At 58.4% G+C, this 25,224-nt stretch carries 28 protein-coding genes and 1 riboswitch; of the genes, 9 read left to right on the top strand and 19 right to left on the bottom strand.

Translation table 11 applies throughout. The features are described from left to right. Positions 1-122: 122 nt before the first annotated feature. Entirely contained in the window at positions 123-302 is a 180-nt protein-coding gene (locus ACVWZF_RS05830) for a hypothetical protein (protein ID WP_011431964.1), read from the bottom strand. Between the two features lie 331 nt (positions 303-633). Here ACVWZF_RS05830 and ACVWZF_RS05825 point away from each other — a divergent pair, with 331 nt between their 5' ends. Further along, the gene (locus tag ACVWZF_RS05825) at positions 634-1,245 is read left to right on the top strand and encodes a hypothetical protein (protein ID WP_011431963.1); all 612 of its coding nucleotides are present in this window, start codon (positions 634-636) and stop codon (positions 1,243-1,245) included. A gap of 457 nt (positions 1,246-1,702) precedes the next feature. Here the strand turns inward: ACVWZF_RS05825 and ACVWZF_RS05820 are convergent, their stop codons facing one another. The 4 genes from ACVWZF_RS05820 to argC form a co-directional block, all read right to left on the bottom strand. Beyond that, positions 1,703-2,827 carry an FtsW/RodA/SpoVE family cell cycle protein gene (locus ACVWZF_RS05820; protein WP_238376850.1) on the bottom strand — a complete coding sequence of 375 codons (1,125 nt, stop codon included), beginning with the start codon at positions 2,825-2,827 and terminating at the stop codon, positions 1,703-1,705. After that, positions 2,772-4,214 (bottom strand): UDP-N-acetylmuramoyl-L-alanine--D-glutamate ligase, encoded by a 1,443-nt coding sequence (murD, locus tag ACVWZF_RS05815; RefSeq protein ID WP_011431959.1) that lies wholly within the window; start codon positions 4,212-4,214, stop codon positions 2,772-2,774. The genes ACVWZF_RS05820 and murD overlap by 56 nt, the downstream gene beginning before the upstream one ends. Before the next feature lie 298 nt (positions 4,215-4,512). After that, a complete protein-coding gene (locus ACVWZF_RS05810; RefSeq protein WP_238376849.1) occupies positions 4,513-5,955 on the bottom strand; it encodes a hypothetical protein in 1,443 nt (480 codons plus the stop codon). Between the two features lie 38 nt (positions 5,956-5,993). After that, positions 5,994-7,100: an N-acetyl-gamma-glutamyl-phosphate reductase gene (gene argC, locus ACVWZF_RS05805; RefSeq protein ID WP_011431956.1), complete on the bottom strand. Its 1,107-nt coding sequence runs from the start codon at positions 7,098-7,100 to the stop codon at positions 5,994-5,996. 228 nt (positions 7,101-7,328) lie between these two features. Here argC and ACVWZF_RS05800 point away from each other — a divergent pair, with 228 nt between their 5' ends. After that, complete coding sequence (locus ACVWZF_RS05800; protein ID WP_414355344.1) at positions 7,329-7,613, top strand: hypothetical protein; 285 nt, start codon at positions 7,329-7,331, stop codon at positions 7,611-7,613. 102 nt (positions 7,614-7,715) lie between these two features. Here ACVWZF_RS05800 and ACVWZF_RS05795 read toward each other — a convergent pair whose 3' ends face one another. Continuing rightward, a complete protein-coding gene (locus ACVWZF_RS05795) occupies positions 7,716-8,444 on the bottom strand; it encodes a 2-phosphosulfolactate phosphatase family protein (RefSeq protein WP_011431954.1) in 729 nt (242 codons plus the stop codon). 16 nt (positions 8,445-8,460) lie between these two features. Then, positions 8,461-9,234, bottom strand: coding sequence for an ABC transporter permease (locus ACVWZF_RS05790; RefSeq protein ID WP_011431953.1), 774 nt, complete (start codon positions 9,232-9,234; stop codon positions 8,461-8,463). 62 nt (positions 9,235-9,296) lie between these two features. Here ACVWZF_RS05790 and purS point away from each other — a divergent pair, with 62 nt between their 5' ends. After that, positions 9,297-9,554 (top strand): phosphoribosylformylglycinamidine synthase subunit PurS, encoded by a 258-nt coding sequence (gene purS / locus ACVWZF_RS05785; RefSeq protein ID WP_011431952.1) that lies wholly within the window; start codon positions 9,297-9,299, stop codon positions 9,552-9,554. Between the two features lie 115 nt (positions 9,555-9,669). Then, positions 9,670-10,347, top strand: a complete 678-nt coding sequence (gene purQ / locus ACVWZF_RS05780) for a phosphoribosylformylglycinamidine synthase subunit PurQ (RefSeq protein ID WP_011431951.1) — start codon at positions 9,670-9,672, stop codon at positions 10,345-10,347. Between the two features lie 17 nt (positions 10,348-10,364). On the opposite strand, the gene ACVWZF_RS05775 is transcribed toward purQ, so the two are convergent. From ACVWZF_RS05775 to psbB, 3 genes are all read right to left on the bottom strand, one after another. Then, the gene (locus tag ACVWZF_RS05775; RefSeq protein WP_011431950.1) at positions 10,365-10,775 is read right to left on the bottom strand and encodes a response regulator; all 411 of its coding nucleotides are present in this window, start codon (positions 10,773-10,775) and stop codon (positions 10,365-10,367) included. Positions 10,776-11,174: 399 nt separating this feature from the next. After that, a complete protein-coding gene (locus ACVWZF_RS05770) occupies positions 11,175-11,273 on the bottom strand; it encodes a photosystem II reaction center protein T (RefSeq protein ID WP_011431949.1) in 99 nt (32 codons plus the stop codon). 106 nt (positions 11,274-11,379) lie between these two features. Then, positions 11,380-12,912 carry a photosystem II chlorophyll-binding protein CP47 gene (gene psbB / locus ACVWZF_RS05765; protein ID WP_011431948.1) on the bottom strand — a complete coding sequence of 511 codons (1,533 nt, stop codon included), beginning with the start codon at positions 12,910-12,912 and terminating at the stop codon, positions 11,380-11,382. A 360-nt stretch (positions 12,913-13,272) separates the two neighbouring features. Between psbB and ACVWZF_RS05760 the strand changes: the two genes are divergently transcribed. Continuing rightward, the gene (locus ACVWZF_RS05760; RefSeq protein ID WP_011431947.1) at positions 13,273-13,569 is read left to right on the top strand and encodes a 2Fe-2S iron-sulfur cluster-binding protein; all 297 of its coding nucleotides are present in this window, start codon (positions 13,273-13,275) and stop codon (positions 13,567-13,569) included. Between the two features lie 85 nt (positions 13,570-13,654). Next, positions 13,655-13,762, top strand: a complete 108-nt coding sequence (gene psbM / locus ACVWZF_RS05755) for a photosystem II reaction center protein PsbM (RefSeq protein ID WP_071818137.1) — start codon at positions 13,655-13,657, stop codon at positions 13,760-13,762. Between the two features lie 138 nt (positions 13,763-13,900). On the opposite strand, the gene ACVWZF_RS05750 is transcribed toward psbM, so the two are convergent. From ACVWZF_RS05750 to ACVWZF_RS05720, 7 genes are all read right to left on the bottom strand, one after another. Further along, entirely contained in the window at positions 13,901-14,287 is a 387-nt protein-coding gene (locus ACVWZF_RS05750; RefSeq protein WP_011431946.1) for a VOC family protein, read from the bottom strand. Positions 14,288-14,497: 210 nt separating this feature from the next. Then, positions 14,498-15,865, bottom strand: coding sequence for a phosphomethylpyrimidine synthase ThiC (gene thiC, locus ACVWZF_RS05745; RefSeq protein WP_457411067.1), 1,368 nt, complete (start codon positions 15,863-15,865; stop codon positions 14,498-14,500). Between the two features lie 5 nt (positions 15,866-15,870). Further along, positions 15,871-15,971, bottom strand: a riboswitch (TPP riboswitch). Between the two features lie 112 nt (positions 15,972-16,083). Next, positions 16,084-16,821 carry a DUF1995 family protein gene (locus ACVWZF_RS05740; protein WP_457411065.1) on the bottom strand — a complete coding sequence of 246 codons (738 nt, stop codon included), beginning with the start codon at positions 16,819-16,821 and terminating at the stop codon, positions 16,084-16,086. A 40-nt stretch (positions 16,822-16,861) separates the two neighbouring features. Then, positions 16,862-17,326 carry a GUN4 domain-containing protein gene (locus ACVWZF_RS05735; protein ID WP_011431943.1) on the bottom strand — a complete coding sequence of 155 codons (465 nt, stop codon included), beginning with the start codon at positions 17,324-17,326 and terminating at the stop codon, positions 16,862-16,864. 51 nt (positions 17,327-17,377) lie between these two features. Beyond that, the gene (locus ACVWZF_RS05730; RefSeq protein WP_011431942.1) at positions 17,378-17,905 is read right to left on the bottom strand and encodes a hypothetical protein; all 528 of its coding nucleotides are present in this window, start codon (positions 17,903-17,905) and stop codon (positions 17,378-17,380) included. A gap of 357 nt (positions 17,906-18,262) precedes the next feature. Next, positions 18,263-20,215, bottom strand: a complete 1,953-nt coding sequence (locus tag ACVWZF_RS05725; RefSeq protein WP_457411091.1) for a bifunctional metallophosphatase/5'-nucleotidase — start codon at positions 20,213-20,215, stop codon at positions 18,263-18,265. 212 nt (positions 20,216-20,427) lie between these two features. Further along, a complete protein-coding gene (locus ACVWZF_RS05720) occupies positions 20,428-20,781 on the bottom strand; it encodes an MGMT family protein (RefSeq protein WP_457411064.1) in 354 nt (117 codons plus the stop codon). A gap of 61 nt (positions 20,782-20,842) precedes the next feature. On the opposite strand from ACVWZF_RS05720, the gene ACVWZF_RS05715 reads away from it, so the two are divergent. The 3 genes from ACVWZF_RS05715 (at position 20,843) to ndk (ending at position 22,613) form a co-directional block, all read left to right on the top strand. Continuing rightward, a complete protein-coding gene (locus tag ACVWZF_RS05715) occupies positions 20,843-21,355 on the top strand; it encodes a hypothetical protein (RefSeq protein WP_011431939.1) in 513 nt (170 codons plus the stop codon). 49 nt (positions 21,356-21,404) lie between these two features. Continuing rightward, positions 21,405-22,076, top strand: a complete 672-nt coding sequence (locus tag ACVWZF_RS05710; protein ID WP_011431938.1) for a HupE/UreJ family protein — start codon at positions 21,405-21,407, stop codon at positions 22,074-22,076. A gap of 87 nt (positions 22,077-22,163) precedes the next feature. Continuing rightward, a complete protein-coding gene (gene ndk / locus ACVWZF_RS05705) occupies positions 22,164-22,613 on the top strand; it encodes a nucleoside-diphosphate kinase (RefSeq protein ID WP_011431937.1) in 450 nt (149 codons plus the stop codon). Between the two features lie 63 nt (positions 22,614-22,676). Here the strand turns inward: ndk and darG are convergent, their stop codons facing one another. Then, entirely contained in the window at positions 22,677-23,687 is a 1,011-nt protein-coding gene (gene darG / locus ACVWZF_RS05700) for a type II toxin-antitoxin system antitoxin DNA ADP-ribosyl glycohydrolase DarG (protein ID WP_457385648.1), read from the bottom strand. Positions 23,688-23,835: 148 nt separating this feature from the next. Continuing rightward, positions 23,836-25,209: an ABC transporter ATP-binding protein gene (locus ACVWZF_RS05695; protein WP_414428318.1), complete on the bottom strand. Its 1,374-nt coding sequence runs from the start codon at positions 25,207-25,209 to the stop codon at positions 23,836-23,838. Positions 25,210-25,224 lie beyond the last annotated feature (15 nt).

Here is a 25,224-nt window from a genome sequence, read left to right as displayed (position 1 = left end):
TGCAACCCGACTCAACTTTCAGCTCTTCTTTTGTTTTTTTTAAGTTTTAAGATTGGATTTAGGATCCGGGATGTTCCTGGGCTGGGATTTTCGTGCAGCCGATTGTTCTTGTGCCGTCCATCCTATCGGTGATCGGTGTGGATAGAGTTTTGTTCCATCAGGTTGAGTTGCACCACCAACCACCAGAGGGTTACATCGGAGTAGGTCGCCCGACGCTTGAGCCGAGAAATGGAGTGTACTGGGTTTTGGCTGTCGATCATCCACTCAGAAGCGATGATTTGGCCGCGTTGCTGAGCATTCATTGTTTCTCCCTCCGCTCGCCAACTGCTCAATACTTAGAATGGCTAATATTTAGGATGGCGAATTTGCACGGGAGCGTGTGAAAAAATATATTACGCAGGGATCCCCAAAATCGGCTAACTTTCTTAGCAATGAGGATCTCATAGGCTGTTGAGTTGCCGATTTGCCGTTCGGGGATCGGACAAAACGTTGCAAAAGGGGCAAAATGTTGGGCAAGGGGATGCCCCTATCTTCACAAGTCTTAAAACCTGGAAAAATTCCATTTTCTCCTGACTCCTCTGTCTCCCTCCGTCGGCCTTTGCAGCAGCAACCCTTGAGAAGTCTGAGATCCCGATGAGAGCCCCCCAGCCTGCCTCTGCTTTTGGAGAAGTGGTGGAGGCCGACACCACAACCTTTGTGGCCCAGTGCTTCGAGCCGGAACGCCTGACCTTCCCGCCCATGCCTGCTCTCGGCAGTTGGACGCGCTCCCAAGACGAAGAGACCGGCAACCTGATCTATGGCGTGGTTTGCTATGCCGCCATCGCCCCCATCGACACCGTCCATCGCGCCAGGGCTTTGGGCCTCTCCCCTCAGGAGCTGCGGGAGCAACAGCCCCAGATTTTTGCCATGTTGCGCACCGATTTTCGCGCGGCCATTGTCGGCTTTGTCAGCGGGGGACGGGTCTATCAGTACTTGCCGCCACGCCCTCCCCAGATTCACCAGCCGGTTTATCTCTGCTCCGATACGGAAGTAAGGGAGTTCTGCCGCTCTTTCGAGTTTTTGCGCACCCTGCTACGGGTCAACGGGATCCCAACCGATGAGCTGGTGGCTGCCGTGATCCGCCAGACTTACCGAATCCTGAACCGAGATCGCAACTGGCTTTTACAGGCAGGTCGGCAGTTGAGCTCTCTGTTGCGGGATGATTATGAGCATCTCAGCGCAATTTTACGAAAGATTGAAGCCTAAGCGAAGAAATATTGAGAATGGCCTTGGATCCCTCTGGAATCGAGTCGGGGGGTGATAACCTGAGGCCGTTTCCTATGGAATTGATTCCCTTTGAATCCTCTTTCTGCTGTAAAAATGTTTAACAAATTCAATCCTTCTGACAAACCCTCCAAAGGCAATTGGGCAGGTCGTACCTTTTCTGCAGCTGCGGGCGCTTCGGTGGCAGCCGGTGTTTGCATTGCCCACGGTCAGCCGGCTTATGTGTCGCTGTTGGTGGCCTGTTGCGCGACGGTGTTTACCCTCGTTTTGGATGAAATGGGCTGGATCTAGGCTCGGTTTCAACTTCAGCTTTGGTTTTGCTGCATAAGAAGCCGCTCTAAAGCAGAGACTAACCAATCCAATAGGGATCCCTGGCCCTCTGGGTTTGCTGCTTGCGTGAAAGGATCCCTTTGCTGGGTTGGCAACATGCAGCCTTACTTTACCCTGCTTCGCGGGCTGCCCGCACCAACAATCCTGCTGTGATCAGCCCTGCCAGAATAGAGCTGCCGCCATGACTGAACAAAGGCAGGGGCACACCTGTGGTGGGCAAAATCCCAGTGACCACGCCGATGTTCATCAGCGACTGCCCCACCAGAAACATCAGGCAGCCGCAGGCTACTAAGCGAATGGTCAACTCCCGACAGCGCCCCATCACCCGCCAGCCCAGCAGAGTGTAGAAGGTCAGCAACCCCAGAAAGAACAGGGATCCGGCCAAGCCAAACTCCTCTGCGTACACCGAGAAGATAAAGTCGGTGTATTGGATGGGCAGGTAGAACAGCTTTTGCTGGGAGAGGCCATATCCCTTGCCCCACAGGCCGCCAGAGCCAATGGCCAACAGACTTTGCACCAGCTGGTAGCCATCCCCTTGGGCATTGCCCCAGGGATCCAAAAAAGCCAAGATGCGCCGCCGTTGGTAATCTTTGCTGAGAATGCTCACCACAGCCGCCAGAATCCCCAGCCCCGCTGTGGCCAAAAGGGTGAAAGCTGGGATCCCGGCGGTCCAAGCCATGACCCAGAGGGTGAGGCCGCAGATGGCCGTGGTGCCCAGGTTGGGCTGGGCGAGGATCCCCAAGAGCGCAAAGGCGAAGATGCCCGCCCAGAGGACGCGGAACCAGAGGGGATGGTGAAACCAGCGGCCAAAAACCCAGGATCCCTGCAAGACCAACAGGGGCTTGAGCAATTCCGAGGGCTGGATAACAGGGATCACCTTCAAATCCAGCCAGCGGCTGGCCTCCAGGCGGGAAACCCCCAATCCCGGCACCTGGGTGGCCCACACCAAGCCAACTCCCAGCAAGCAGAGGATCCCGGCCCAGGGGAACCAGCGCCGCAGCGGGATCTGCACCAGAGCCCAGAAACAGCCCAGACCCAGCCCGGCCCAGAGCAATTGGCGCTTGAAAAAGTAGAGGCCATCGCCAGTGATCCGCTGAGCCACCGGGTAGGAAGCGGAAAACAGCATCATCAGCCCCAGCACCAGCCAGATCAAGGTGAGCCAGCGCAGCCAGCGAGCCTCAGCATTCCAGGGATCCCTGAAGGGCTTGGCAGCAGGCTCGGAAATGGTTGCCACGGTGTTCAAAGCTGGAGTACTGGTCAAAACTGGCACAGGCGGGAGACAGCAAAACGGTGATGGGCTGAGCGGGCTTCCCCAACCTCTGAGCTTGACGGGAAAGGGAACAAGCCGCTGCAAAGGCTCTTTCCACCGCTACATCTAGGGTTGGCACGAGCTCAACGTCAGTATAGTGGATCCCCTGGAGGGCCTCTGCCAGCACTGGGGCAGACTCCCCCATCAGCAACACGCGGGCCACCTTGGCCCGAATCAACCGCAACCAGGCGCCGGGATCCCCCTGCTTAGCCCTTCCTCCGGCAATCAGAATAATGGGTGGGGAGAGGGCGTTGAGTGCCACCCAGCCGGCTTCGTAGTTGGTGGCCTTGCTGTCGTTGACAAAGCGGATGGGGGTGGCTCCCACCTGGATTTGCGCCACCCGCTCCAGCCGATGGGGCATGCCGGCAAAAGATCGGATGGCTTTTTGAATGGCAACGTTGGGGAGCCCAGCTAGACGTGCTGCTGCTGCCGCCAAGAGCAGGTTTTGCAGGTTGTGTTGGCCAGGGCAGCGTTCTGCAAAGTCCTCCAGCTCCGCCACCATCTCCCCCTGGATGTAGAGGCGGTTTTCCCGCAGGTCAAGGGTTGCGGTGGGATCCTGATCGCAACAGAGTTGCGGGGCAGCAAGGGAGATCCAATAGGTCTTTTCCCAATCCTGCCGGCGGCGGCACAGGTAGGGATCCTCGCCGTTGAGCACCCGCCACTGGGCCCGATCCAAAAGGCGAGCCTTAAAGCTGGCATAGCGCTCCAGCGTCCCATGCCGTTCTAGGTGATCGGGAGTGAAGGTGGTCCACACCCCAATGCGCGGCGGCCCTCCAGGAGTGCTGCTCATGAGGCGGCTACTGGCCTCCAACTGGTAGCTGCTCAGCTCCGCCACGATCCAGTCCGGCTTGAGCTTTCCCTGGAGCGTTGCCAAAGCCACCTGCGACAGGGGCAGGCCGATGTTGCCGCAGGGGATCCCTTGCAGCCCCGCCGCCTTGAACATCTCCGCCACCAGAGCTGTGGTGGTGCTTTTGCCGTTGGTGCCGGTGATCCCCACCCAGGGTAGGTGGTCAAGATAGATCCAGGCCAGCTCCGCCTCCCCCACCACCGGGATTCCCTGTTGACGCACCGCCTGCAGCAGCGGGTGATCCCAAGCAATGCCTGGACTGACCACCACCTGCTTCACCCCTTCGGCCAGTTGAAAAGGCTGCCCCAGCCGAACCGGGATCCCTTCTTGATTGAGCTCAGCCTGCCGCTGTCTGAGAAGAGGGGAATCTTGCTCATCCCAAACCAGCACTTCATAGCCCTGGGCCCGCAACAGCCGCGCTGCCGCCAGCCCCGCAATGCCTAACCCCAAAACTTGATGTTGCACGTTGGTTTCTACTTCTTTCTTTATTTGGGGATCCCTGCTTGGATCTTACCGGTCACGTCCTTGACCCGCATGTTTTTGTTCGACACTCCCCTTGCTTACGGGGGTGGCCAGTTGGTGGCGTGGATGGAGTTTTCCTAGCCGCCTGGATGGCTAACTTGGGAATAGGTTGGAAACCAGTCCGCCGGCCACCCTCTACAACCCGTGCAGATTTGTCTTTGGCGTAGAAAAGATTCCACCTAGCCTGCCAGCCTCACTTTGTGGATGCTGTAGGAAATTTTCTTCCCTATGCATCATCTACTCAATCTTCCAAGGGATCCAACTTGGGATCCAGACTCTTGGCCGTTAGACGCAGAGCCTCCGCCTGATCCATCACCCGTGGAGCTTGCACTGCCGTTTCAAGGCCCTGGCGATAGCTCTCCCACAGGGGCATTTCTGGGTAGGTCTGCTGCAACTCGCTGATCTGATCCAGAAGGGCCTCCAGCCAGCCGGCCGTGCTCCAGGTGAGCAAAAACTGGAAGGGGTTCCAGAGGTTGAGCTGCCGCCCCAATTCATTTAGGCTCTCGTTGCGAATGGGCGGATCGAAGATGTCCGCCACGGTCATCAACTGGCGGGCCAGCAGAGGTCTGAGGAGTTTCTCGGCAGCTTCCACCACAGCAGGGATGGCAGCCTGGATCTGGTTGGGTCTGGGAATGTTCCGCGCTTGGGGCAAGGCTTGCAGCACCAACTCCAGTCGCCGCCCTGCCTCTGCCGATTCCAAAGCCGATTCCAGGGTGGTGCCCACGCTGAGAAACACTTCTCCCGTCAGTAGCCGCACTGCATCGATGACCAGGTGATACAAGGGGGGGATCACGAGCTTAATCCACTCACTCTGGAAAAACTCCCGCAGCCGCCGTGCCGCATAGTCCCCCACTTGGGTGGTCTGGATCCCCACTTGGGTCAGATTGAGATACCAGTCGGGGGGGGATCCCTTGGGATCCAGCCAACGGCGCAGCGTTTGCCATTCTTCTTCTGTGAGGGCAGTTCGTCCCTGTTTTAAGCCAGTTCGCCGCAGCTTGCCCTCGGCATTCAAGAGCTTGCGCAGCTCCGGTGTGCCCAGCAAGGACAAGGCACCTGCCGAACCCACACTGCCGATCTCGATGGCGATCAAGGCGGCCAACAAGGCGGCTGAGGCCTTTACTTGAATCTGGCCGCTTTTGTCCATCACCAAAGGCAGGCGGCTGTTGCCATAGGCACGGGCACTCATCGCCTCCAGAGCAGAGCGTTGGTCAGAGGTCAGCGTCCGAGCCCAAGAAGGGATCCCGTGGCTTTCCGCCTCTGGATAGGCCGCTTCCTGCAAGCCGTGATACAGCAAGCTGGCCACCCAAGCTCGATCTGCAGCCCGCCGCAAAGAGCCGATGACCACTTCCCATTGGCAGGGGTTGAGCAGGGGCAAGAGCGCTTGCAGCTCTCGGTGGACGGGCTCTGGGGATCCCGCCGTTCTCGACTGTTCCAGAGCGCTTTGCAGCCGATCCCGCGCCTCTCGGCACAGCCCGCCCCACTCCAGTTGCAGGCGAGCCAGGGTCTGTTGCACCGTCTCTTCGGAGCGACGGGGTAGATCCTGCCAGCCCGCTTCCAGCTGCCGCCACAGCTCCTCCCAGTTCAGGCCCTCAGCAGCGCCATTGACGGCATCTGAGGCAACCTTTGAGCTGGGCGAGGCGTTTTGGGGCTCGGAATGGAAAGGGGGATTCAGGGGTTCAGACATGGACAGAATCCGCTTCAAGGGGATTACCGGCATTATAGCTAGGGGTAAAACGCCAGCCGAGGCAAACCCAACGTTTCCGGCCATCCCATCATCAGGTTGAGACACTGCACTGCCTGCCCGGCTTGCCCTTTCATCAGGTTATCGATCACCGACAGGACGATAACGCGGTTGGTGCGGCTGTCCACCTCCACCCCGATCATGCAGGTGTTGGTGCCGGAGACCCATTTGGTTTGCGGGTAGACCCCCCGCGGCAGCACCTTCACCCAGGGAGATTGGCGATAGAAAGCGTTGTAAATGGTGAGCAAATCTTCCCCCACAAAGCCGGGATCCCGCAGGGTGGCATACAAGGTGACGTGGATCCCCCGCACCATGGGCACCAGATGGGGCGTAAATTGCACGGTGATGGGGGTGTGGGTCAGGTCGGTGCAAGCTTGCTCGATCTCGGGCGTATGGCGGTGCTGGGCCACTCCATAGGCTGCCAGAGAGCCGTCCACTTCGGCAAACAGGGATCCCACCTTGGGGGTACGACCTGCCCCCGAAACGCCGGATTTGGCATCGAAAATGAGGCTGTCCAGCTCCACCAACCCCTGCCGCAGCAGAGGAGCAACCGCCAACAATGAAGCAGTGGGATAACAGCCGGGACAGCCCACCAGTTGGGCTTGGGCAATCGCCTCGCGATAAAGTTCCGGCAACCCATAGACCGCCTGCTCATTGGCCTGGCGATAGGCAGGGCTGGGCCAGTTGGGATCCGTCTGACCCATGCGGTACCAAGATTGGTAGGTGGCCAGGTTGCGAAAGCGGTAATCCGCCGACAGATCTAAGACTTTGCACCCTTTGGCCAGCAAGGGCGGGGCCAGCTCGGCAGCCAGCCCATTGGGGAGAGACAAAAACACCACATCGCTGTTGGCGGCAATACGATCCACCTCTACCGGCTGAACGGTCAGATCCACGGCCTGGGCCAACTGGGGATAGAGATCCCCGTAGCGCTTGCCGGCACTGTCTTGCCCGGCCAGGTAGGTGATCTGCACGCCGGGATGCTCGCTCAGTAACCGCACCAACTGTACCCCTCCGTAGCCGGAAGCGCCGACAATGCCAATGCGGACAGGCTCTGTGGGGTGGGGTGGGCGGGGCGCCATGTTGGCCATGGGGGGTTGCCTGTGCAAGAGGGTTACATGAGGGTCTGCCCTAAGTTCTATCGCATTTTCTTACCCCATTTGACGCTGCATCTTGTCCATTCGCGTTGGCGTTGCCTAGCAATCCAAGAGGATTTGTTATGCTGAGTTAACTTGAGCTGCTTGGGCCTTGGCAGCGGTTTCCATCCTTACCTTAAGTCTGTCTGTGTTCTGTGGAGCTTTCTAGCCGATCTACGGTCTATGCACTATGAGCGATTGATCAACATTGTCTTGCGGGCCTACGGCCAAAGCAGCCGCCATGGCCTGGATCAGGAAACTCTGACCCTCTACTCAGAAGGCCCCTACACCCTCTACAAACTCACTTCCCATTTCGATCGCCGCTCCATTTTTGTGTTGGCCCAGAATCAGCGGGATATGTTTGTTTCTGGCGATGCGTTTAACAACAAGCTGATCCCAGGGGAATGGCAGGCGTGGCTGCACCAGAAAGCGCTGGGCATCGCTCCCGACACGGCACAAGCGGGTTAGCTGCAGACCAGCTCTGCCGGGGAAGGATCCCCAAGCCCGCACCCGGCCTGTTGCTGAGAATGGCTGCTCACTTCCAACTGGCGGGATCCATCTATCCAGAATCTACCCGCCACTGGCCAAAACCCCAGGCTGAACCTGTCGGGGCACCACTGAGAGACGATCCAGATCGGCACAGTAGGCCAGATCCTGATCGTTTTCCGGCCCCAGACCCAACAACCGTTGCCCGTGGCTAGAGCGTCTCAACAAACCCAGCAGATCGTCCTGCCAAGTTTGGTAGAGGGCCAAGGCCGCCAAGGTCTCGTCGTTGCCCAACTGGTTCAAAGAGCAGCCCAGGCGATGCAAGATGGCTCCGGCACAGGCAGTATCTTCCAGCGAAAAGGCCCCTTCCCACCCGGATCCCACCAGCCACACCTCGGCAAAGGAGCCCCGTCTGAGAAAATCCACCACGGCTCCCAAGTTCACCAGGGCTGCTGTGATCACCACCGGGATCCCTTCCAGGCGCTGTAGGCTGCGCGTGCCGTTGGTGGTGCTCAGGAAGATGCGCTTGTCCCGCACGCGGTCGGGAGTGTAGTCGAGGGGGGAGTTGCCCAGATCAAACCCCGCCACCGCTTTGCCCCCCCGTTCCCCGGCCAAAAGCCGCTGGGAAGCCGGCCAGTTTTGGCTTGCCTCTTGGAGCTGCTGCAGGTGGGCAAACACCTGTACCGCTTCTGCTCCTGCTGCCAGCGCTGTGGCAATGGTGGTGGTGGCCCGCAGCACATCAATGGCCACCGCACACTCCGGGATCCCAGATGAAGGCACCTGTTCGGGCGTATAGAAGTGGAAAAAACGCATGGGGGAAGAGGTAACGTCAGAACTCACGCCGGGCGAACACCAACACTGCCAGAATCAGCAGCAAAAGGGTGTAAACCAAGCCGTACAGTGCATCTCCGAGAAGTTCTGCTGGGGGCGGAACTTGGCCGTAAACCGCAGCATCTCTCAAATTGAGGCGCTCCAAATCCGGCAGGATCAAATAAATCACCTCAAACAGTTTGCCAAATCCGGCATCTTTCACCAGCTTGCTCAGTTGCAGCAGGGCGCGGCTGGCATGGCCCATCAGGAACAGGGCAATGGTGTAGAGGGTGGCCAGAATCGAGGAAGTGAAAACCCCGAACAGCAGGGCCGCGGCAACAATCAGCACCAGCTCTAAGAAAGTGAAGACTGTTGCCCAGAGAATGGCCAAAAGGGGGATCGGGGCCTGCACCAGCAGCAAGCTCAGCAGAAACACAACCGTCATCAGCAGCACCAGCACCGACAGCAGCGCCGATAGGCCCAGATGCTTGCCGACAATGAACTCTGCCCGGCTCATGGGTTTGGCGATCAGCACATACACCGTGCGTCTTTCAATCTCCTTATTCACCAGCCCTGTGCCCACGAAAATGGCCACGATCAGGCCGAAGAAGTGAATGGCTGCCAACCCCAGGTCGGCAATGATTTTGTTGTGGGCCTGGTTGGCCACCTGCGGGATCAAAACAGTGGCTCCCAGCATGGCCACCGCAAATACCATCACCAGGTAGAGAATCCGATCCCGAATCGTTTCCCGGAAAACGTTGTGGGCAATGGCCACCACGCGCGACGCATCCATGACTGAACCCAAAGCTGTGATGATCCGACTGATACACTGGTAACAGATCCAGCCTTTATTCTATGCAGTTCCAGGCCCAGATTCAGATTCACCTACGCCCCTCTGTTCTCGATCCCGCCGGGGCTGCGGTTCAGTCCAGCTTGCATCAGCTGGGGCATACCCAGGTACAGCAGGTGCGCATTGGCAAGCATATCCAACTGCAGCTAGAGGCCCCCGACGCCGAGACCGCCCACCGCCAGGTGGATGAGCTGTGCCATCAACTGCTGGCCAACCCGGTGATTGAGACTTATCAAATCCAAGTGGCTGCCATCGGTGGTTAATTTGATGGGTTCACGCGATTTGGGGTTGATCTGATGGCCATTCCAAAAATACCCCCAACCCCTCTTCCATCCCTCTAATCTGACCATCTTCTTTCCTCTCACTTAAGGGATCCCAATGGCTGGCGTGAGGTTTGGCGTTGTTGTTTTTCCGGGTTCCAACTGCGACCGAGATGTAGCCTGGGTAACCCGCGGCCTCTTGGGCTGCCCAACGCGGCTGATCTGGCACCGAGAGACGGATTTGTCGGAGCTGGATGTGGTGGTGCTGCCGGGGGGCTTCAGCTATGGGGATTATTTGCGTTGTGGGGCCATCGCTCGTTTTGCTCCGGTGATGGGATCCCTGAAGGAGCACGCGGCGCGAGGGGGCTATGTGCTGGGCATTTGCAATGGCTTTCAGATCTTGACAGAGGCGGGCCTGCTGCCGGGGGCGCTGGTGCGCAATGCCAACCTGCACTTTATCTGCGACCGAGTGGGGATCCGTGTAGAACGGCAGGATCTTCCCTGGACAAGCGCGTATCCCCAGGGATCCACCTTAACCCTGCCCATCGCCCATGGGGAAGGCCGCTACACCTGTGATCCGGATACCCTCAAGCAGTTGCAGGATCGAGGGCAGATCGTCTTTCGCTATGCTCCGGTTGCGCCCAACGGCTCTGTGGACAACATCGCCGGCATTTGCGATCCCAGCGGTCGGATTCTGGGTTTAATGCCCCACCCTGAGCGGGCAGCAGATCCCGATTTGCCAGGGCAGGATGGGATCCCCTTCTGGCAGTCGATTTTGCGCAGCTTCGCCGCCTAACTCTTCTCCAGGAGAACTCACCCCTGCCTCGGCCCTTGAGACAACACCTGGCGAACTTGATTCACCATCTCCTCGTGATCCACCACTGGCTTGGCGATATAACCATCCGCCCCGCTCTGGGCCAAGAATGCCTCGCGGTCGCCCCGCATGGCGTGGGCCGTCACCAAAATAATGGGGATGGAGCGGCTTTTTGGATCCGCCTTCAACAGTTGGGCAATGCGGATCCCGTCCACCGCCTCGCCGCGAAAGGTGCTCTGGGACAGGGAAACATCCAACAAAATGACATCCACCTCGTGCCCCTGGGCCAGCTTCAAAATCTGCTCCACATCCTGGCTGTGAAAGACCTCAAAACCTCCCCGCCGTCGCAACACCTTCTCAAAAACACGGGCGTTGATCGGATCATCTTCCACCAGCAGCACTGTTGCCATCGTTAACCCAATCTTGAATCTGAACCCAAGCTAAGCTGTCTCTGGGATCCCAAAAGCCATCCTAAGGCATCCTTAGCGAGTTCAATTTGAGCAGTAGGACAAGCGTTCTCCTACAGAGTACTGAAGAGTACCGAAAAGGGTCTCAGTAGCTCTGAGAACTCCCCCCTCCTCTCCCAAAAGGAAGGATCCTCAGGTTGCCGCTACTTGACTATTTATTTTGGAATCTTATTTTGGAATCACTCCATTCCGAGTTGCCGCTACCCAACCGCAAATAGGAAAGCCGGAGAGAGCTCCGGCCCCATCCAGAACTAAGCCTAAACCACAAATCTCAAAAGAGACTGACCTTCCCTCTGCCTTGCTTGAGCCCGGCACAGCAGGAACGGCAGCCACTACCCTGGGTTACTTCTTGGTAATTCTCGGAGTTTCCCGAAAGGCGACCGCGAAAAACAGAAGGCCCAACGTCAAAAACAGGATAAAGGTGTAGGTGATGGCTTCCATACAAAACCTCCATTTCTAAGGGGGCTTGATTCCAGATTAACTCGGAGCCGCCAGCACCCCATCTCCAAAGTGAAGCAGAGTGCCGACGGCATCGCCGAAAAGGGCTCTAGGCTTCCTGAACCTTGCGAGTGGTGGGATCCCCTACTTTCTGGAAGACGCCGAACTCCACCATTTCCTCGCTCATATTGGGGTCAATACCGGCGAACACATCGCGGAAGAGAGTGCGAGCGCCGTGCCAGATGTGGCCAAAGAAGAACAGCAGGGCAAAGACCGCGTGAGCAAAGGTAAACCAACCGCGGGGGCTGGTGTGGAAGGTGCCGTCCGCCTTGGGGGTTTCTCGGTCGAACTCAAACAACTGACCCAACTGGGCCTGGCGGGCATATTTCTTAACCGTTGCCGGGTCGGTAAACACCTGACCGTCCAGCTTGCCGCCGTAAAACTCCACCGTCACGCCCACCTGCTCAAAGCTATAGCGAGACTCTGCCCGACGGAAGGGAATGTCTGCCCGCACCACCCCATCGGCATCCCGCAGGATAACCGGGAAGGTCTCGAAGAAGTTGGGCATCCGCTGCACCGTCAGCTCGCGCCCTTCGCGGTCACGGAACACTGGGTAGCCCAGCCACTCGATGGCAATGCCATCCCCTTTGTTCATGGGGCCAGCTCGGAACAGACCCCCCTTGGCCGGGCTGTTGCCCACGTAGTCGTAGAAGAGCAAAGATTTGGGCAGGGAGTTGTAGGCCTCGCTGCGGGTCATCCCGGCTTCCATGGCCGCATTTACCCGGCGGTTAATCTCCTGGTTGAAATAGCCAGAATCCCATTGGTAGCGGGTGGGACCAAACAGCTCCACAGGGGTAGTGGCGCTGCCGTACCACATGGTTCCGGCCACCACAAAACCGGCAAAAAACACCGCCGCGATCGAGCTGGAAAGCACCGTCTCGATGTTCCCCATTCGCAGAGCGCGATAGAGGCGCTGGGGTGGGCGTACCGTGATGTGAAATAGACCTGCAATGATGCCCACGATGCCTGCAGCAATGTGGTGGGCCACCACCCCTCCGGCGTTGTAGGGGTTAAAACCGGCTGGCCCCCATTCCGGTGCTACCGGCTGGACGTGTCCCGTCGTCGCATAGGGATCGCTCACCCACATCCCTGGGCCAAACACCCCCGTCAGGTGAAAGGCGCCAAACCCAAAGCAGAGGATCCCGGCCAACAGCAGGTGGATCCCAAATATTTTCGGCAGATCCAAAGCCGGCTCGCCGGTGCGGGGATCCCGGAACAGCTCCAGATCCCAGTACACCCAGTGCCAGCAGGCCGCCAAGAAGAGCAATCCGGACAAAACGATATGAGCAGTAGCTACCCCTTCAAACGTCCAGAAGCCCGCATTGGCTACGCTCTCGCCGTAGATATTCCAACCGCCCCAGGAGTTGACCACCCCCAGGCGAACCATAAATGGCATGACAAACATGCCCTGACGCCACATCGGATTTAGGACAGGATCCGACGGATCGAAAATGGCCGTCTCATAAAGCGCCATTGATCCGGCCCAACCTGCTACCAGAGCAGTATGCATCAGGTGAACCGCGATTAGGCGACCTGGGTCATTCAGTACAACCGTATGGACCCGATACCACGGTAGTCCCATAAAGCTCGGTCCTCCACGTTCTCCAACACTTGCGCGATATCCAGTCAAAATTAAGCCGACATCTTACCTGGGATCCTGACCTGAGCAGTTTCTTCAGAGTCGAGGGGTGCCGCACCCGCTTGAACCCCTGAGCGCACCCAAGAGGATATCGCTCTCAGAATTTCCATCACGGGCATCAAACAGTATAACGAAACGCTACCGACCTGAGTGGCTTCAGGCAGGATGCCGTCTCACTTTAGGCATCATCATCCCAGATCTCTCGCCAGAGATTAAAAATATGACTTAAAATGTTACAATACTTAGCAACTGTGAGCGCTCTCCTGGCTCAGTCTGAAAGGTGTCGTGGTTTCTGGCAGGGGTATGGCAACGATTCGCTTCGTCAACGAGAACCGAGAGATCTTCGTCGCTGAAGGCGCTAACCTGCGCCTGAAGGCTCTGGAAAACCAGATCGATCTCTACAAAATGATGGCCAAGCTGCTCAACTGCGGCGGCAACGGCCAATGTGGCACCTGTGTGGTGGAGATTGTTGAGGGATCCGAGAACCTCTCCCCTCGCACCGAGGCGGAAAACCGCAAGCTCAAGCGCAAGCCCGACAGCTACCGCCTTGCTTGCCAGACCAAGGTGTTGGGGGATGTTTCGGTCAAAACCAAGCCCTAGCCTTGGCCCGCCCGTTTTCCCTTTGGGCAAGTCGTACTCAAGAGTGGTATGCTGACTGCCAGTTGGGCTTGTGGCATTTGGAGTTATGGAGACGAACTACCTGGGCATCTTGGCCACTCTCTTAGTCGTTCTGGTGCCCGCCATCTTCCTGGTGATTTTGTACGTGCAAACCTCCAGCAGATCTGGTGACTGAGTGGGCAGCTCCTGCCGATTCAAATTGGGCAAGGGGTATTCCTAAAGCCGGTCAAAAAGGGGATCCCCTGTGTACAAGAGGATCCCTTTGCGTTGGACAAACTGAGAGTACTTGGGGGAGCGCCCTCAAGGTGCTAAGTCAAGCTGTGGCTTGGGCTGCCTTGGCTTGGTCGAAGGTTCCCGCAGGTTCATACAAAAACTCAAACAGGTTGCCGTCGGGATCCTTGCCATAGAAAGAGGCAGTGCCATCCCGGTGGCTGTGGATTTCCCCCACCAGGATCCCTTGGGATTTCAGGCGTTGGTGTTCTTGCTGGAGCTCCTCTATGCTGTCGAAGACAAAGCCAAAGTGGGGCCCTGCTGCGCGATAGCCCGGCCCCAGCAGTGCCAGCCCATCCTCTCCCGCCTTCATGTAGGCCCAGTCGGGATCCTGCCAGACGTTGACCATGCCCAGCTTTTGGTAGAACTCCACCGCCTTGGGGATGTCTTCTACCCGGATGGCGACATGCCCGAGTTGTCTAAGTGCCATGTCATCCTCTGTGCTCAAGTGAGCCAACTGCAACGGTTCTCCTCCAGATCAGCTTGACACACTCCCCACCCCGAAGGGTAGGGATCCCCGCAGCAAGACAGGGCTCTAGACCTGACTTCTTGAGAACTTGAGACAGGGATCCCAACCCAGTCCATAGGCGAGACAGACGATGGCCTTTTTCAAGCCTTCAGGGCAGGGATGGGCCAAGGCTTACCCTGTTGGCTGCGCGGCCAAGAACTGCTCCAGCTCACTCAAAGCCTCTGCATCCATTTTGGTTTGCATGGGGCAAAACTTTGGCCCACACATGGAGCAGAACTCTGCCGTTTTGTAGATATCTGCCGGCAAGGTTTCGTCGTGATATTCTCTGGCGCGTTCTGGATCCAAAGACAATTCAAACTGCCGGTTCCAGTCGAAGTTATAGCGGGCCCTCGACATCTCATCATCGCGATCCCTGGCACCGGGGCGATGACGGGCAATATCGGCAGCATGGGCGGCAATTTTATAGGCAATTAAGCCGTTGCGCACGTCCTCTGCATTGGGCAAACCCAGGTGCTCTTTGGGGGTGACATAGCAAAGCATGGCTGCCCCGTACCAACCGGCTAAGGCTGCTCCAATGGCGGAGCTGATGTGGTCATAGCCTGCCGCAATATCGGTTACCAGAGGTCCCAAAACATAGAAGGGAGCCTCATCGCACTCTTCCATTTGCTTGCGCACGTTGAATTCAATTTGATCCATCGGCACATGCCCCGGCCCTTCCACCATCACCTGCACATCGTGCTCCCAAGCCATGCGGGTCAACTGGCCCAGGGTTTTCAACTCCGCCAGTTGTGCTTCATCAGAGGCATCGTGCAAACATCCCGGTCGCAAAGAATCTCCCAGACTAAAAGAAACATCGTATTTCTTGAAAATCTCGATAATGTCGCGGAAGTGGGTATAAAGCGGGTTTTGTTTGTGGTGGGCCAACATCCAACGGGCCAGGATCCCACCCCCACGAGAAACAATTCCCGTCAGGCGGTGGCGTACCAACGGAAGATATTCGATCAGGATCCCGGCATGGATGGTCATGTAGTCCACCCCCTGCTGGGCCTGTTTTTCGATAACATGCAAGATGTCTTCTGCAGAAAGTTTTTCGACGTTGCCGTGCACGCTTTCTAGGGCCTGGTAGATGGGCACCGTGCCAATGGGCACTGGAGAAGCTTGGATAATGGCTGTGCGAATTTCATCCAAATCGCCCCCGCCGGTGGACAGATCCATAACGGTATCGGCGCCGTATTTGATGGCCAATTTCAGCTTTTCCAGCTCTTCGGCCAAGCCGGAAGAAGTAGGGGAAGCGCCAATGTTGGCATTGACTTTGCACCGGGAAGCGATCCCAATGCACATCGGCTCGAGGTTGGTGTGATTGATGTTGGCAGGGATGATCATGCGACCCCGGGCCACTTCCGAGCGGATCAGTTCCGGCGGCAGGTTTTCCCGCTGGGCCACATACTCCATCTCTTCGGTAATCACGCCCTGACGGGCAAAGTGCATCTGCGTTACATTTGCTTGCCCACGGCGACGGGCAACCCATTCGCTGCGCATGTTGTCAACTCCAGTGCTCGCTTTCCTACGCTGGTATGAACCAGATCAGGTTCTGAGGATGTAATCTCAGCCTGGGGATAATCCCCAGACACTCCTAGCGTGGTGTGATCATATCACCGAAATAGAGATGAGGCGGGGAGCTTTATAGTCTTTATTAAAAGAGTTTGAGATAGTACTAACCCTCACCCCTGGCCTCTCTCCCCATGAGATCCTGACCCTCACAGGGATCCCAGCCAGCGCCGCCAGCTCCACCAGGGATCCTTTCCCTTGCTGGCCCTGAACAGTTCGGCCACTTCCTCGCCGGTGGGCTGGGCAATAAAAGTCTTCAAGACGCTGTAGAGGCCGGGCTCTTCCTGCTGCCACACGCTCCAGGGATCCGGATAGGCCCGAAACAGGGCTCCCTCCACCAGGGAGCGCAGGTAGTAGCTGGTCTCAAAGGTGCTCAGGAACCGCTGACGCAGTCGGCGACCGGCCAGACCCACACCCACGGTGGCGGCATCCTGCAATTGGGGGTTGAGCAGCACGACGGGTTTGGGATCCCGTCCTTTGGAAGCCAGCCCAGAGGGATCCCCGCCGCTGACCGCTTGGCAAACCCGCTCCACCTGATCCAAGCTGTAAACCGCGGGCATCACCAGCAGGATGCTCTGTTCTGGGGTAGGTTGAGTCCGGGAAGTCAAGCTCTGTAATTCAATCCCTTCTGGCAGGGATCCCCACTCCCGCTGGGCCAGGGCTGCTCCGCCGGCATCGCTGAATAGCACCAAAGCCGGTGGCTGCACAAGTTCCAAAAAAGGGCGAGCCAAAACCTCCGGCTTCAGGTCGGGGGCGAGGATCTCGATCAGCAGGCGGCGATACCCCGCTTGCATGGCCAAGCAAGTTGCCCCAATGGCTTGTTCGCAGGCTTGGGCCAGATCGACGGGCAAGTTGGGAAATTGGGTTAGTTGCAGTTGCTCGGCCACAGTCTAGTCCAATTATGATTCAGCCAGTAACCAGGGATGCTCAGCCAGAAGCTTCTTCCCAAGCCTTGTGGGTGAGCAATTCCTCCAGCACCCGCACCCCCCGCAGTTGGTTGGAAAGGGGCAGGTGGCCCTTGGGGGCGGAGAGATCCCAGATGAACTCGTCAGGGTAGCGAGTCCAGTGGTAGCCCTGCTTCCAGCCAATGAGCGGCCAGAGGCGCTCCCAGTTGCGGTTCACCCCCAGCCACAGTTGCCGCTGCACCGAGTAGCCAAAGCGATCCCCGGAGGCCGCCCGCCACAGGCGATCGATCGTGCGCAGATCCTCGACCGGGATCCGGCTCACCTCGGAAAAATACAGCCAGCCCCGCCGCGCCGCCCCCTCTCCTGCCGCCCGACATAGCAGTTGTAGGCTCAGCCGATCCGCCTCCAGCCAGGCTCCCGCCGATAACAGCTCCTGCAGAGGACGATAGTCGATATTCAGGGCTGAAGTCAGAGGGACGGTCACCATTGCCAAGTTGCAAAAGGTCTCCCTTGATTTTAGTCCCTGCTGTCCGTCCCCTCAGGTTTCAGGCGGGTACTTGGGCGGATCCCCGAAGATGATGCGATAGCCGATGTACGCCACCCCCAACAGCCCTGCCAGGATCCACAAGAAAGCCGAAAAGGGCATGTAGGAAAAAAAGACAAGATAAACCCGGCGACTGAGCCAAGAAAAAATAAGATAGACTGCCGCCAAAATGCCGATCCCTTGCAAGGTGCGAAAAGCCGGCACCCGCGAGAGAGGCATGCGCTGCCGCGCCACCCAGATGGAGCTAAGAAAAGTCCAGGGAGGCACCAGCAGCAAGAACATATCCGCCTGCTTCACCACCGCCTGCCAGCCGGCGGTGTTGGTGGCATAGGCCAAGTAGCCCGCCCAGAGGACAAGAGTTACCGCTCCCAAGCCGATACTTAAGCTGAGCAAAAAAGGCTCCTCCCATTGGCCTGGGATCCAGTCGCAGAGAACCCAAACCACCCAAGGGGTGGCAAAGAGCAAAAGCGCAATGGCTAAGCCATTGGCGTTGAGCTGGGTAAAAAACGTCTCCAGAGTCATGAACAACAAAAGGAGCGGACGTCACCCTTGATGGTAATGATTCCTCCTTGAGGAAGCAACTCAATCCGTATACAAATCCACCTATTGTGGGCAATGCCCGCAAGGTTTACAGCCCGCCTGGGCACCCCGGTAAACGTTGCCAAGTAACACCAGCAGGGATAGGAGTAGGAAAAAGAAAAGGGATCCTTGACACTGGCCAGGGATCCCTTCCTGTAGTCTTTCCTAAAAAGCTCAAGACATTTTCTATGGCGTTGCTGAGGGAATTAACCCAAGCCACTCTCCCCTTTTGCAAGAAGTGAGTCTGGCATCGGAATCCCTACTCCTCCGGATCCATCCGCCTCAGTCCATTAACCCAATCTACAGCCCTTGCAGCACCGTATCGGGGCGGGCCGACAGATTCTGGATGCGGGTATCCTGGGCAGGCGGGGTGTCTGCTTGGGTGAACACGCCGATCTGCCGCAAATACCGAGCCAAGGCATCTTGCTCGCTGCCGGGGGTATCGAAGGTGATGCCGGAACTGGGGGCCAAGTTCACCCGGTTGGGGTTGGACAGGCGAGGGAAGGGATAGTCATCCCCACCGTTGGCCAAGAAGTCCAGGGTCACCAGGCGGAAGGTGCGTCTGGGATCCCCTTGCACTTGGCCGTTGCGCACCACCACATCCCGACCTGTGGGCGTATCCACCCGCAAGGAGAGGACGCGGGATCCCGGTGGCCGCGAGGGATCAAAGCTAAAGGCAAAGCCGCCAATTTGGGGGAAGCGGCCCGGCGTAGCTCCCGGCTGGGTTTGCGCCACCCCGTGTTCCACTATCTGCTTCAGTTCCTCAGCGGTGACGGTCAACAGAGAGAGGCCGTTGTTAAAAGCAAGGGCCGTTTCGATGTCCAGCTGAGAGATTTGACCGGACTGCTTGCCGGCTTCAGGGTTAGCCACCGGTGGGATGCGCCGCACCGGCTCACCGCCGCCGCCGCCGGTGGTAGCCCCAATGGGAGCGCGAATGCCACCGCCATTTTTCAGGGAGATAACCGTAGAAGGATCGACCGTTCTGGCGTAGGCCAAGTTGGCATCGGCAGTGAGGTTGCCCAGGTTGGTTTCCTCGGTGCGCACCTCTGCCCGCAGGCCGTTGAGAAATTGGGTGGTGGAGCCGAAGGTGCGGCCATCCTTGGTGCGGATGATGTTGCCGATCTCATTGGCCACCCGAACCACGTCAGGATTGGGGGTGCCCCTGACAGCTGCTACCCCTTGGTCGTCGGTGGCATAGGCACCGCTCACCGGGTCAATGCGGGCAATAACCCCGTTGGCGTCAAAGCTGACCACCAGGCGGCCCACGTAGCGATAGTTGGAGCCGGTGTTGACCACCGCCACCGGTTGACCACTGGCAGAGGAGCGCAAGATGGGGTAGTCACCCGTGCGGGTATCCGGCAAATCGGTGCGCAGGCGGTCGGTGGGCTTGGCAATCACCCGGTGGGATCCCCCGGCAATGATGATGTCCACATTTCGCAATTGGCTGGCTAGGCTCACCTCGTTTTGCAACTGTTGCAGATGGGCTAGGAGGATAATTTTGTTGATGCCCTGAGCGGTGAGTTGATCGACGAAGCCCTGGATTAGAGCGGCACTCACCTGGTCAGTATCGTCCACCCTGCCTTCTACCCTCACCTCGGGGCCGGGGCTAGAGATGGCCGCCAAACGGGTGGTGGTGGCTCCCACCAGACCGATCCGCTGCCCTCCTACCGTGATCACCGCCGTCTTGGCGATCTTGCCGCGGATAGAGCTGGCCTCTTGGCCATCGGCGGCAAAGTCAGCGCTGGCCAATTCGCCGGTGCCGCTGAAGCTGAGGTTGGCGCTCAGATAGGGAAAACGAGCCCCAGCGTAGCCGCGGCCCGTGTCGGGCCGAATTAGATCGCGAATCTGGCGCGTGCCTTGGTCGAACTCGTGGTTGCCGAAGGCAGCCGCCTCAAAGCCAATGGCGTTGATGATCTCGATATCGGCTTTGCCAGGGGTGAGGTTGTAACGGCCTTGCAGAGACCGATCCGTGCTGGCGTTGTAGAAGGGGCTGGGGATATAGTTGTCCCCACTGGAGAGCACCACCGTGTTGGGAAATTGGGGGCGCAGAGCATTCACCACCGCCGAGAAGCGCGGCGCATCTTGTACGGCAGCTATCGAGGCTTCCAAGTCGCTGGCGTGTAGGATTTGTAGGGTAAAAGCGGGCGGCTGAGTCGAGAGAGCCACATTGGGATCCGAGGCGATAAACCCAGCCCCTCCGCCGGTTGGGGGAACCGAGCTGCTGCTACCGCAGGCGCTGGCCAGGCTCAGCACCAAACACCACAACCCGACCCACAGGGACCTGGCCAGAGGGTTCAGCCAATCCGGGAGCCATCTCTTGGCAGGGGCAGACCCTCGAGCACGGCAAGCTGGTTTCATGACAATTCCTTCACTCCATCCACAAGAGAGGACGCATCCGCGTTCACGTTACCAAGGCTGGGATTGGGGTTTCGCTATGACCTGTTTAAGGTTAGGTCAAGCCTAGGTTAAACTTCCCCTGGATCCCAGCCAAATTGTTGCAAGTCCACCTGGCCCTCGGCGTCGAAGTGGATCCCTTCGGCTTGCAGCAGTGCCTTTTGCAGGTCGTCGTAGCCCAGGCGAAAGGGGGAGTAGGAAATGCGTCCCTGGGCGTTAATCACCCGTTGCCAGGGGATATCGGTATTTTGGCCTTGCAGGCGAAACAAAGCATAGCCCACCTGGCGAGCATAGCCGGGGTAACCGGCAACCCGCGCCACCTGCCCATAGGTGGCCACTCGGCCCGGCGGGATCCGCCGCACCACTTCGTAAAAGCGCTGGTAGAGGCTAGTAGATGGAGCGCTAGTGGAGCCAGACTGGGTCACAGGGATCCTCGCTCAAACTTGGCAGACAATAAGATGTGGAACGGATTGGATCCCCGGGTCCATGAGCTATTTAATCGCGGTACTGCCGGATCGCATAGCCGCTGAGGCGGCCTACAGCGCCCTGGAACAAGCCGGCTTTTCCCTGGAGCGATTGCATCTGCTGGGGCGGGGCTACAAGAGTGCCGACGAGTTTGGGCTGATTGACCCGGCCCAAGCGGCCCGCCGTCAGATGCGGCGCCTGGCCATTTGGTTGGTGCCCTTTGGCTTTTTGGCCGGGGTGGGGTTCAGCGTTTTGAGTGGTTTGGATACCTTTGCCTGGGCGGGACCTATAGGCAACCACCTGATCGGCGGCCTATTGGGCGCGATGGGCGGGGCCATGGGCAGCTTTTTCGTCGGCGGCGGAGTGGGCTTGTCTGGTGGCTCCGGCGATGCTTTGGCTTACCGCAACCGCCTCGCTGCGGGCAAGTACGTGCTCATTGTGGAAGAAGAGAACGAAACCCGCCTCCGCGAAGCCACGCGGATTTTGCGCCAGTTTGAGCCGGAAAATCTGCAAGGGTACAGAGAGCGCCCCTAGACTGGGAGATCTGGGCAGCTATTGAGAGAACTCAGGGAGGTCCAAAAGCATGTCTTGGCTGTGGCAGCAAGTCCCATCGCCGCTTGGGCGGTGGCGGAAGGAAGGGATCCCCAGCTTTGCCGCTGCTGGGGGTGCACTGGCAGTTACGGGGTTTTTTTCGCCGGCTTTTGCCCACCACGCCCTGGGAGGGAAACTGCCTGCAACGGCCTGGGAGGGATTTCTCTCCGGGCTGGCTCACCCTGTCATTGGCTTGGATCACCTGGCCTTCGTCGTGGCCATCGGTCTTGTGGCGGCGGGGCAGCCCTGGCGCTACGGGATCCCTTTGGGCTTTGTGTTGGCAGGTTTGGTGGGCACTGGGATCCACCTGGCCGGCTGGGATCCCCTGGGACTGACGGAGCTGGCCATTGCCTCTTCCGTGGTTCTCTTCGGCTTGCTGCTGGTGCAACCGCGGCAGATCCCAAGTTGGCTCTTGCTAATAGGGGGATCCCTGGCGGGGCTATTCCATGGCTATGCCTACGCCGAAACCATTATCGGCGCCCAACCCATGCCTTGGGTGGGATATCTACTGGGGTTGAGCACCGTCCAGTATGGGGTAGCTCTCCTGGCCCTTTGGGCAGCAGAACGCTGGGGGTTGCGGATCCCTGGCTTAACCCGCTGGGCCGGCTGGGCGATTACAGTGGTGGGGGCTGCCTTCCTGACCTTGGCAGTGGTGGGCGCGTAAAAAGCGCTAATTTTGCTCCCTTGCGCTCGGGATCCCCGATCCGGTACAAGGATAGCGGTGAAGATCTGTAAAACGAGGGGAGATCCCATGGAGCGCACCTTTATTGCCATCAAGCCAGACGGCGTGCAGCGGGGGCTGGTGGGCACCATCATCCAGCGCCTGGAGAGCCGGGGCTACCAATTGGTGGGCCTAAAGCTGGTGCAAGTGAGCCAAGAGCTGGCGGAAGCCCATTACGCCGAACACAAGGAGCGCCCCTTCTTCCACAGTTTGGTGAAGTTCATTACCTCGGGGCCGGTGGTGGCTATGGTCTGGCAGGGCAAAGGGGTGATTGCTGCCGCCCGTAAGCTCATCGGCAAGACCAACCCCCTGGAGGCAGAACCGGGCACCATTCGCGGCGATTTTGGCATCGACATTGGCCGCAACCTCATTCACGGCTCCGATGGAGTTGAAACCGCGCAGCGGGAGATCGCCCTTTGGTTCGATGAGTCGGAATTGGTGAGCTGGACACCGGTTGCCCAAAGCTGGATTTATGAGTAGGTACTTGCTGCAGGCAAGGGGTAGTCGTGTTCGCAGGTTCCAGACCGGAAGTAGTGCAGAGCGCTAGGGCCGTGTTTCGAACTGGCTTCGGCTGGCCGCAAGCGGCTCTGTTGGAAGTGCCTTGAACCACCCCTTCTCTGCCAAAACTCGAGCGGCAAGCAGGATCTGTTTGCTACTGAATTGTTGTTTTCTATCTCCCCAGGCGTAGAAGCTTTCCACCAACTCTGCCGTCGTAGAAGGGTGCCCACGAGTCACGATCCAGTGGACAGTAGCCAGCAATTCTAGACCATAGGGCGACTCAAAGCCCTCCACGAGGTCGCTGACACGCTCAAAGCGTTCTCTCGTCTCTGGCTGTCCAGCGAGATATCTATGGGCTTCCTCGACAGCACCGGGCACCAGTTCCAGCTTCTTGTCTGGTCGATCACCGCCCGAGCCGTACCCAGAGATGTAATATCCCTCGATTTCTTTGAGAACATGCCGCAAGTTCTCGGCGTAGGGTCCATGAACGCCCTTTGTAAATCGCAGGCGAAGCGGCTCCCCGGCTTCCTGCAGGAAGTACATCAGCTTGTGCAGCTCAAGCAAAGAGACAAACGGAACAAGTAGACCGTTTACATAGCGCTCCATAAGGCCCACCAGCACCGCTCTTCCCGGCGTCAAGGAAGGGATCTGGCCGCGGCGCATGCTCTTCGGTAAAGGCTGAGGCCCGGTGGGCTCAAAGACAAGGATGTGGACGTCGGGAAGTTCTGCTAGCGCCTGCTCGATGCGGGAGCGCACATCGGGCCAATGAAGACCCCCGAGGCCGCAGCCTAGGGGTGGCAAAGCGACTGAGCGCAGACCAAGATGCCTGATCTCCTCGGCAAGGGACTTCAGCCCAGCTTCTATATCCTCGATCCGCGACTTCCCCCGCCAGTGGCGTTTTGTGGGGAAATTGATGATGTAGCGCGGATTGGTCAGGTTTCCGGTCTCGAAAACGAACATTTTGCCCGGTTGGACTTCCCCCCGCCGGCAGGCTGCGGCATAGGCCTTGAAGTTCCCAGGCCATGATTTCAAGTGCTGTCGCAGAACCAGTAACAAGAATCCCCTGCCTAAAAGCGGGGGGGTATGCCAAAATCCCTTGCAAGTTGTCTACATGAGTAATGTGGTAGATTTTGGGACTTTCTGGAATTGGCGCCATACCTCCGCTCTACGATGCAGCTTTGAAAAAGGCAGAGCCAGATGCGCTTCAGTCGGAACGAGAGTTGAGACCGACAGGCTTTTGAGCAGTGGAGCTCTCGCTTGGCTCGGGCAGATAGAGACGTTCTTCCGAGGCGTCATACTCAAATAGCTCCGCATAGCGTCCCCAGTCAATGGCGGTGGCAAACTGCCGTTCGGCTTCAGCGTGGGGGAAGTGTTCGTCCCAAAGATCCAAGAAGAAGTCCGCTCGCATGGAGCGGCTGCCTTTTTCTTCCAGAGTCTGCAAGATGCTGCGGAACACGGGAACCCGTGCCAATAGCTGTTGTCGGAAGAGATCCTTGCTGCGCAGGATGGTGGTGTTGGCAAAGTCCTGGCCAATTTCGGTCAGTTGCACCACCCCGCTGGCCACCTCGGCAAAGCCCAACAGCACCGCCGCATCCAAAATCGGCAGCAGATCGTCCACGGCCAGTTGCAGCCGCTCGGCCAAATCGGCAATCTCCGCCCGCCCTTGCGGCCACTCCACGATCAACTCCAGCAGACCGCTGATCCCGCCCACCCGCGCATGGGGCAGAGGCAGGGCATAGGGGGAAGTGGCCTTATCACCAGCCAGCGCAGGCAGAGCCACCTCTCCGGTAACAGCAATTTCGGGGTTGGTCATGATCTCGTAGATGTAGTCCACCAAGGACTTAAAGCGGGGATCCGTGCGCTCGTGGGGCCGCGGCAGGTCAATTCTCACCTCCCCCCGGATCCGCCCCGGGTTGGATCCCAGAATCACCACCCGATCCGCTAAAAACACCGCCTCTTCGATGTTGTGGGTAACGATGAGAATGCTTTGGGAAGGGAAGGCTTGGGCGTTCCACAGCTCATCAATTTCCCCCCGCAGGTTTTCCGCCGTCAGCACATCCAAGGCGCTGAAGGGCTCATCCATAAACAGCACCTTGGGCTCTAGGACAAAGGCGCGGGCAAAGCCCACCCGCTGCTTCATCCCCCCCGAAAGCTCCTTGGGGTAAGCGTTCTCAAACCCATCCAAGCCCACCAAGTCAATGGCCTTCAGGGCCCTTTGCCGGCGGATCTCGCGGGGGATCCCTCGGGCTTGCAGCCCCAGCTCCACATTTTCTTGCACCGTCAGCCAAGGCAGAAGGGCAAAACTTTGAAACACCATCGCCACATCTGGGTTAGGCCCACGTAGAGGCTGGCCGTTGCTCAGCACCCGCCCTTGACTGGGGGGGATCAGGCCCGCCATGATGCGCAGAAGGGTGCTTTTGCCGCTGCCGCTACGGCCCAGCAGAGCCAAGACTTCCCCAGCCCGCACCTGCAGGTCAATCTGGCTTAAAACGGTAAACTCCCCCTTGCCCTCTGGCAAAGGAAAGCGCTTGTAGACTTTCTCGACCTCGATCAAAACGGGGGAAGCTGCAGAGCTCATATTGCCTCAGAAATT

The organism is Thermostichus sp. OS-CIW-30, from assembly GCF_054060215.1.
The sequence above is the reverse complement of the archived record's forward strand: the minus strand, read 5'-3'. Positions and strand labels throughout refer to the sequence as shown.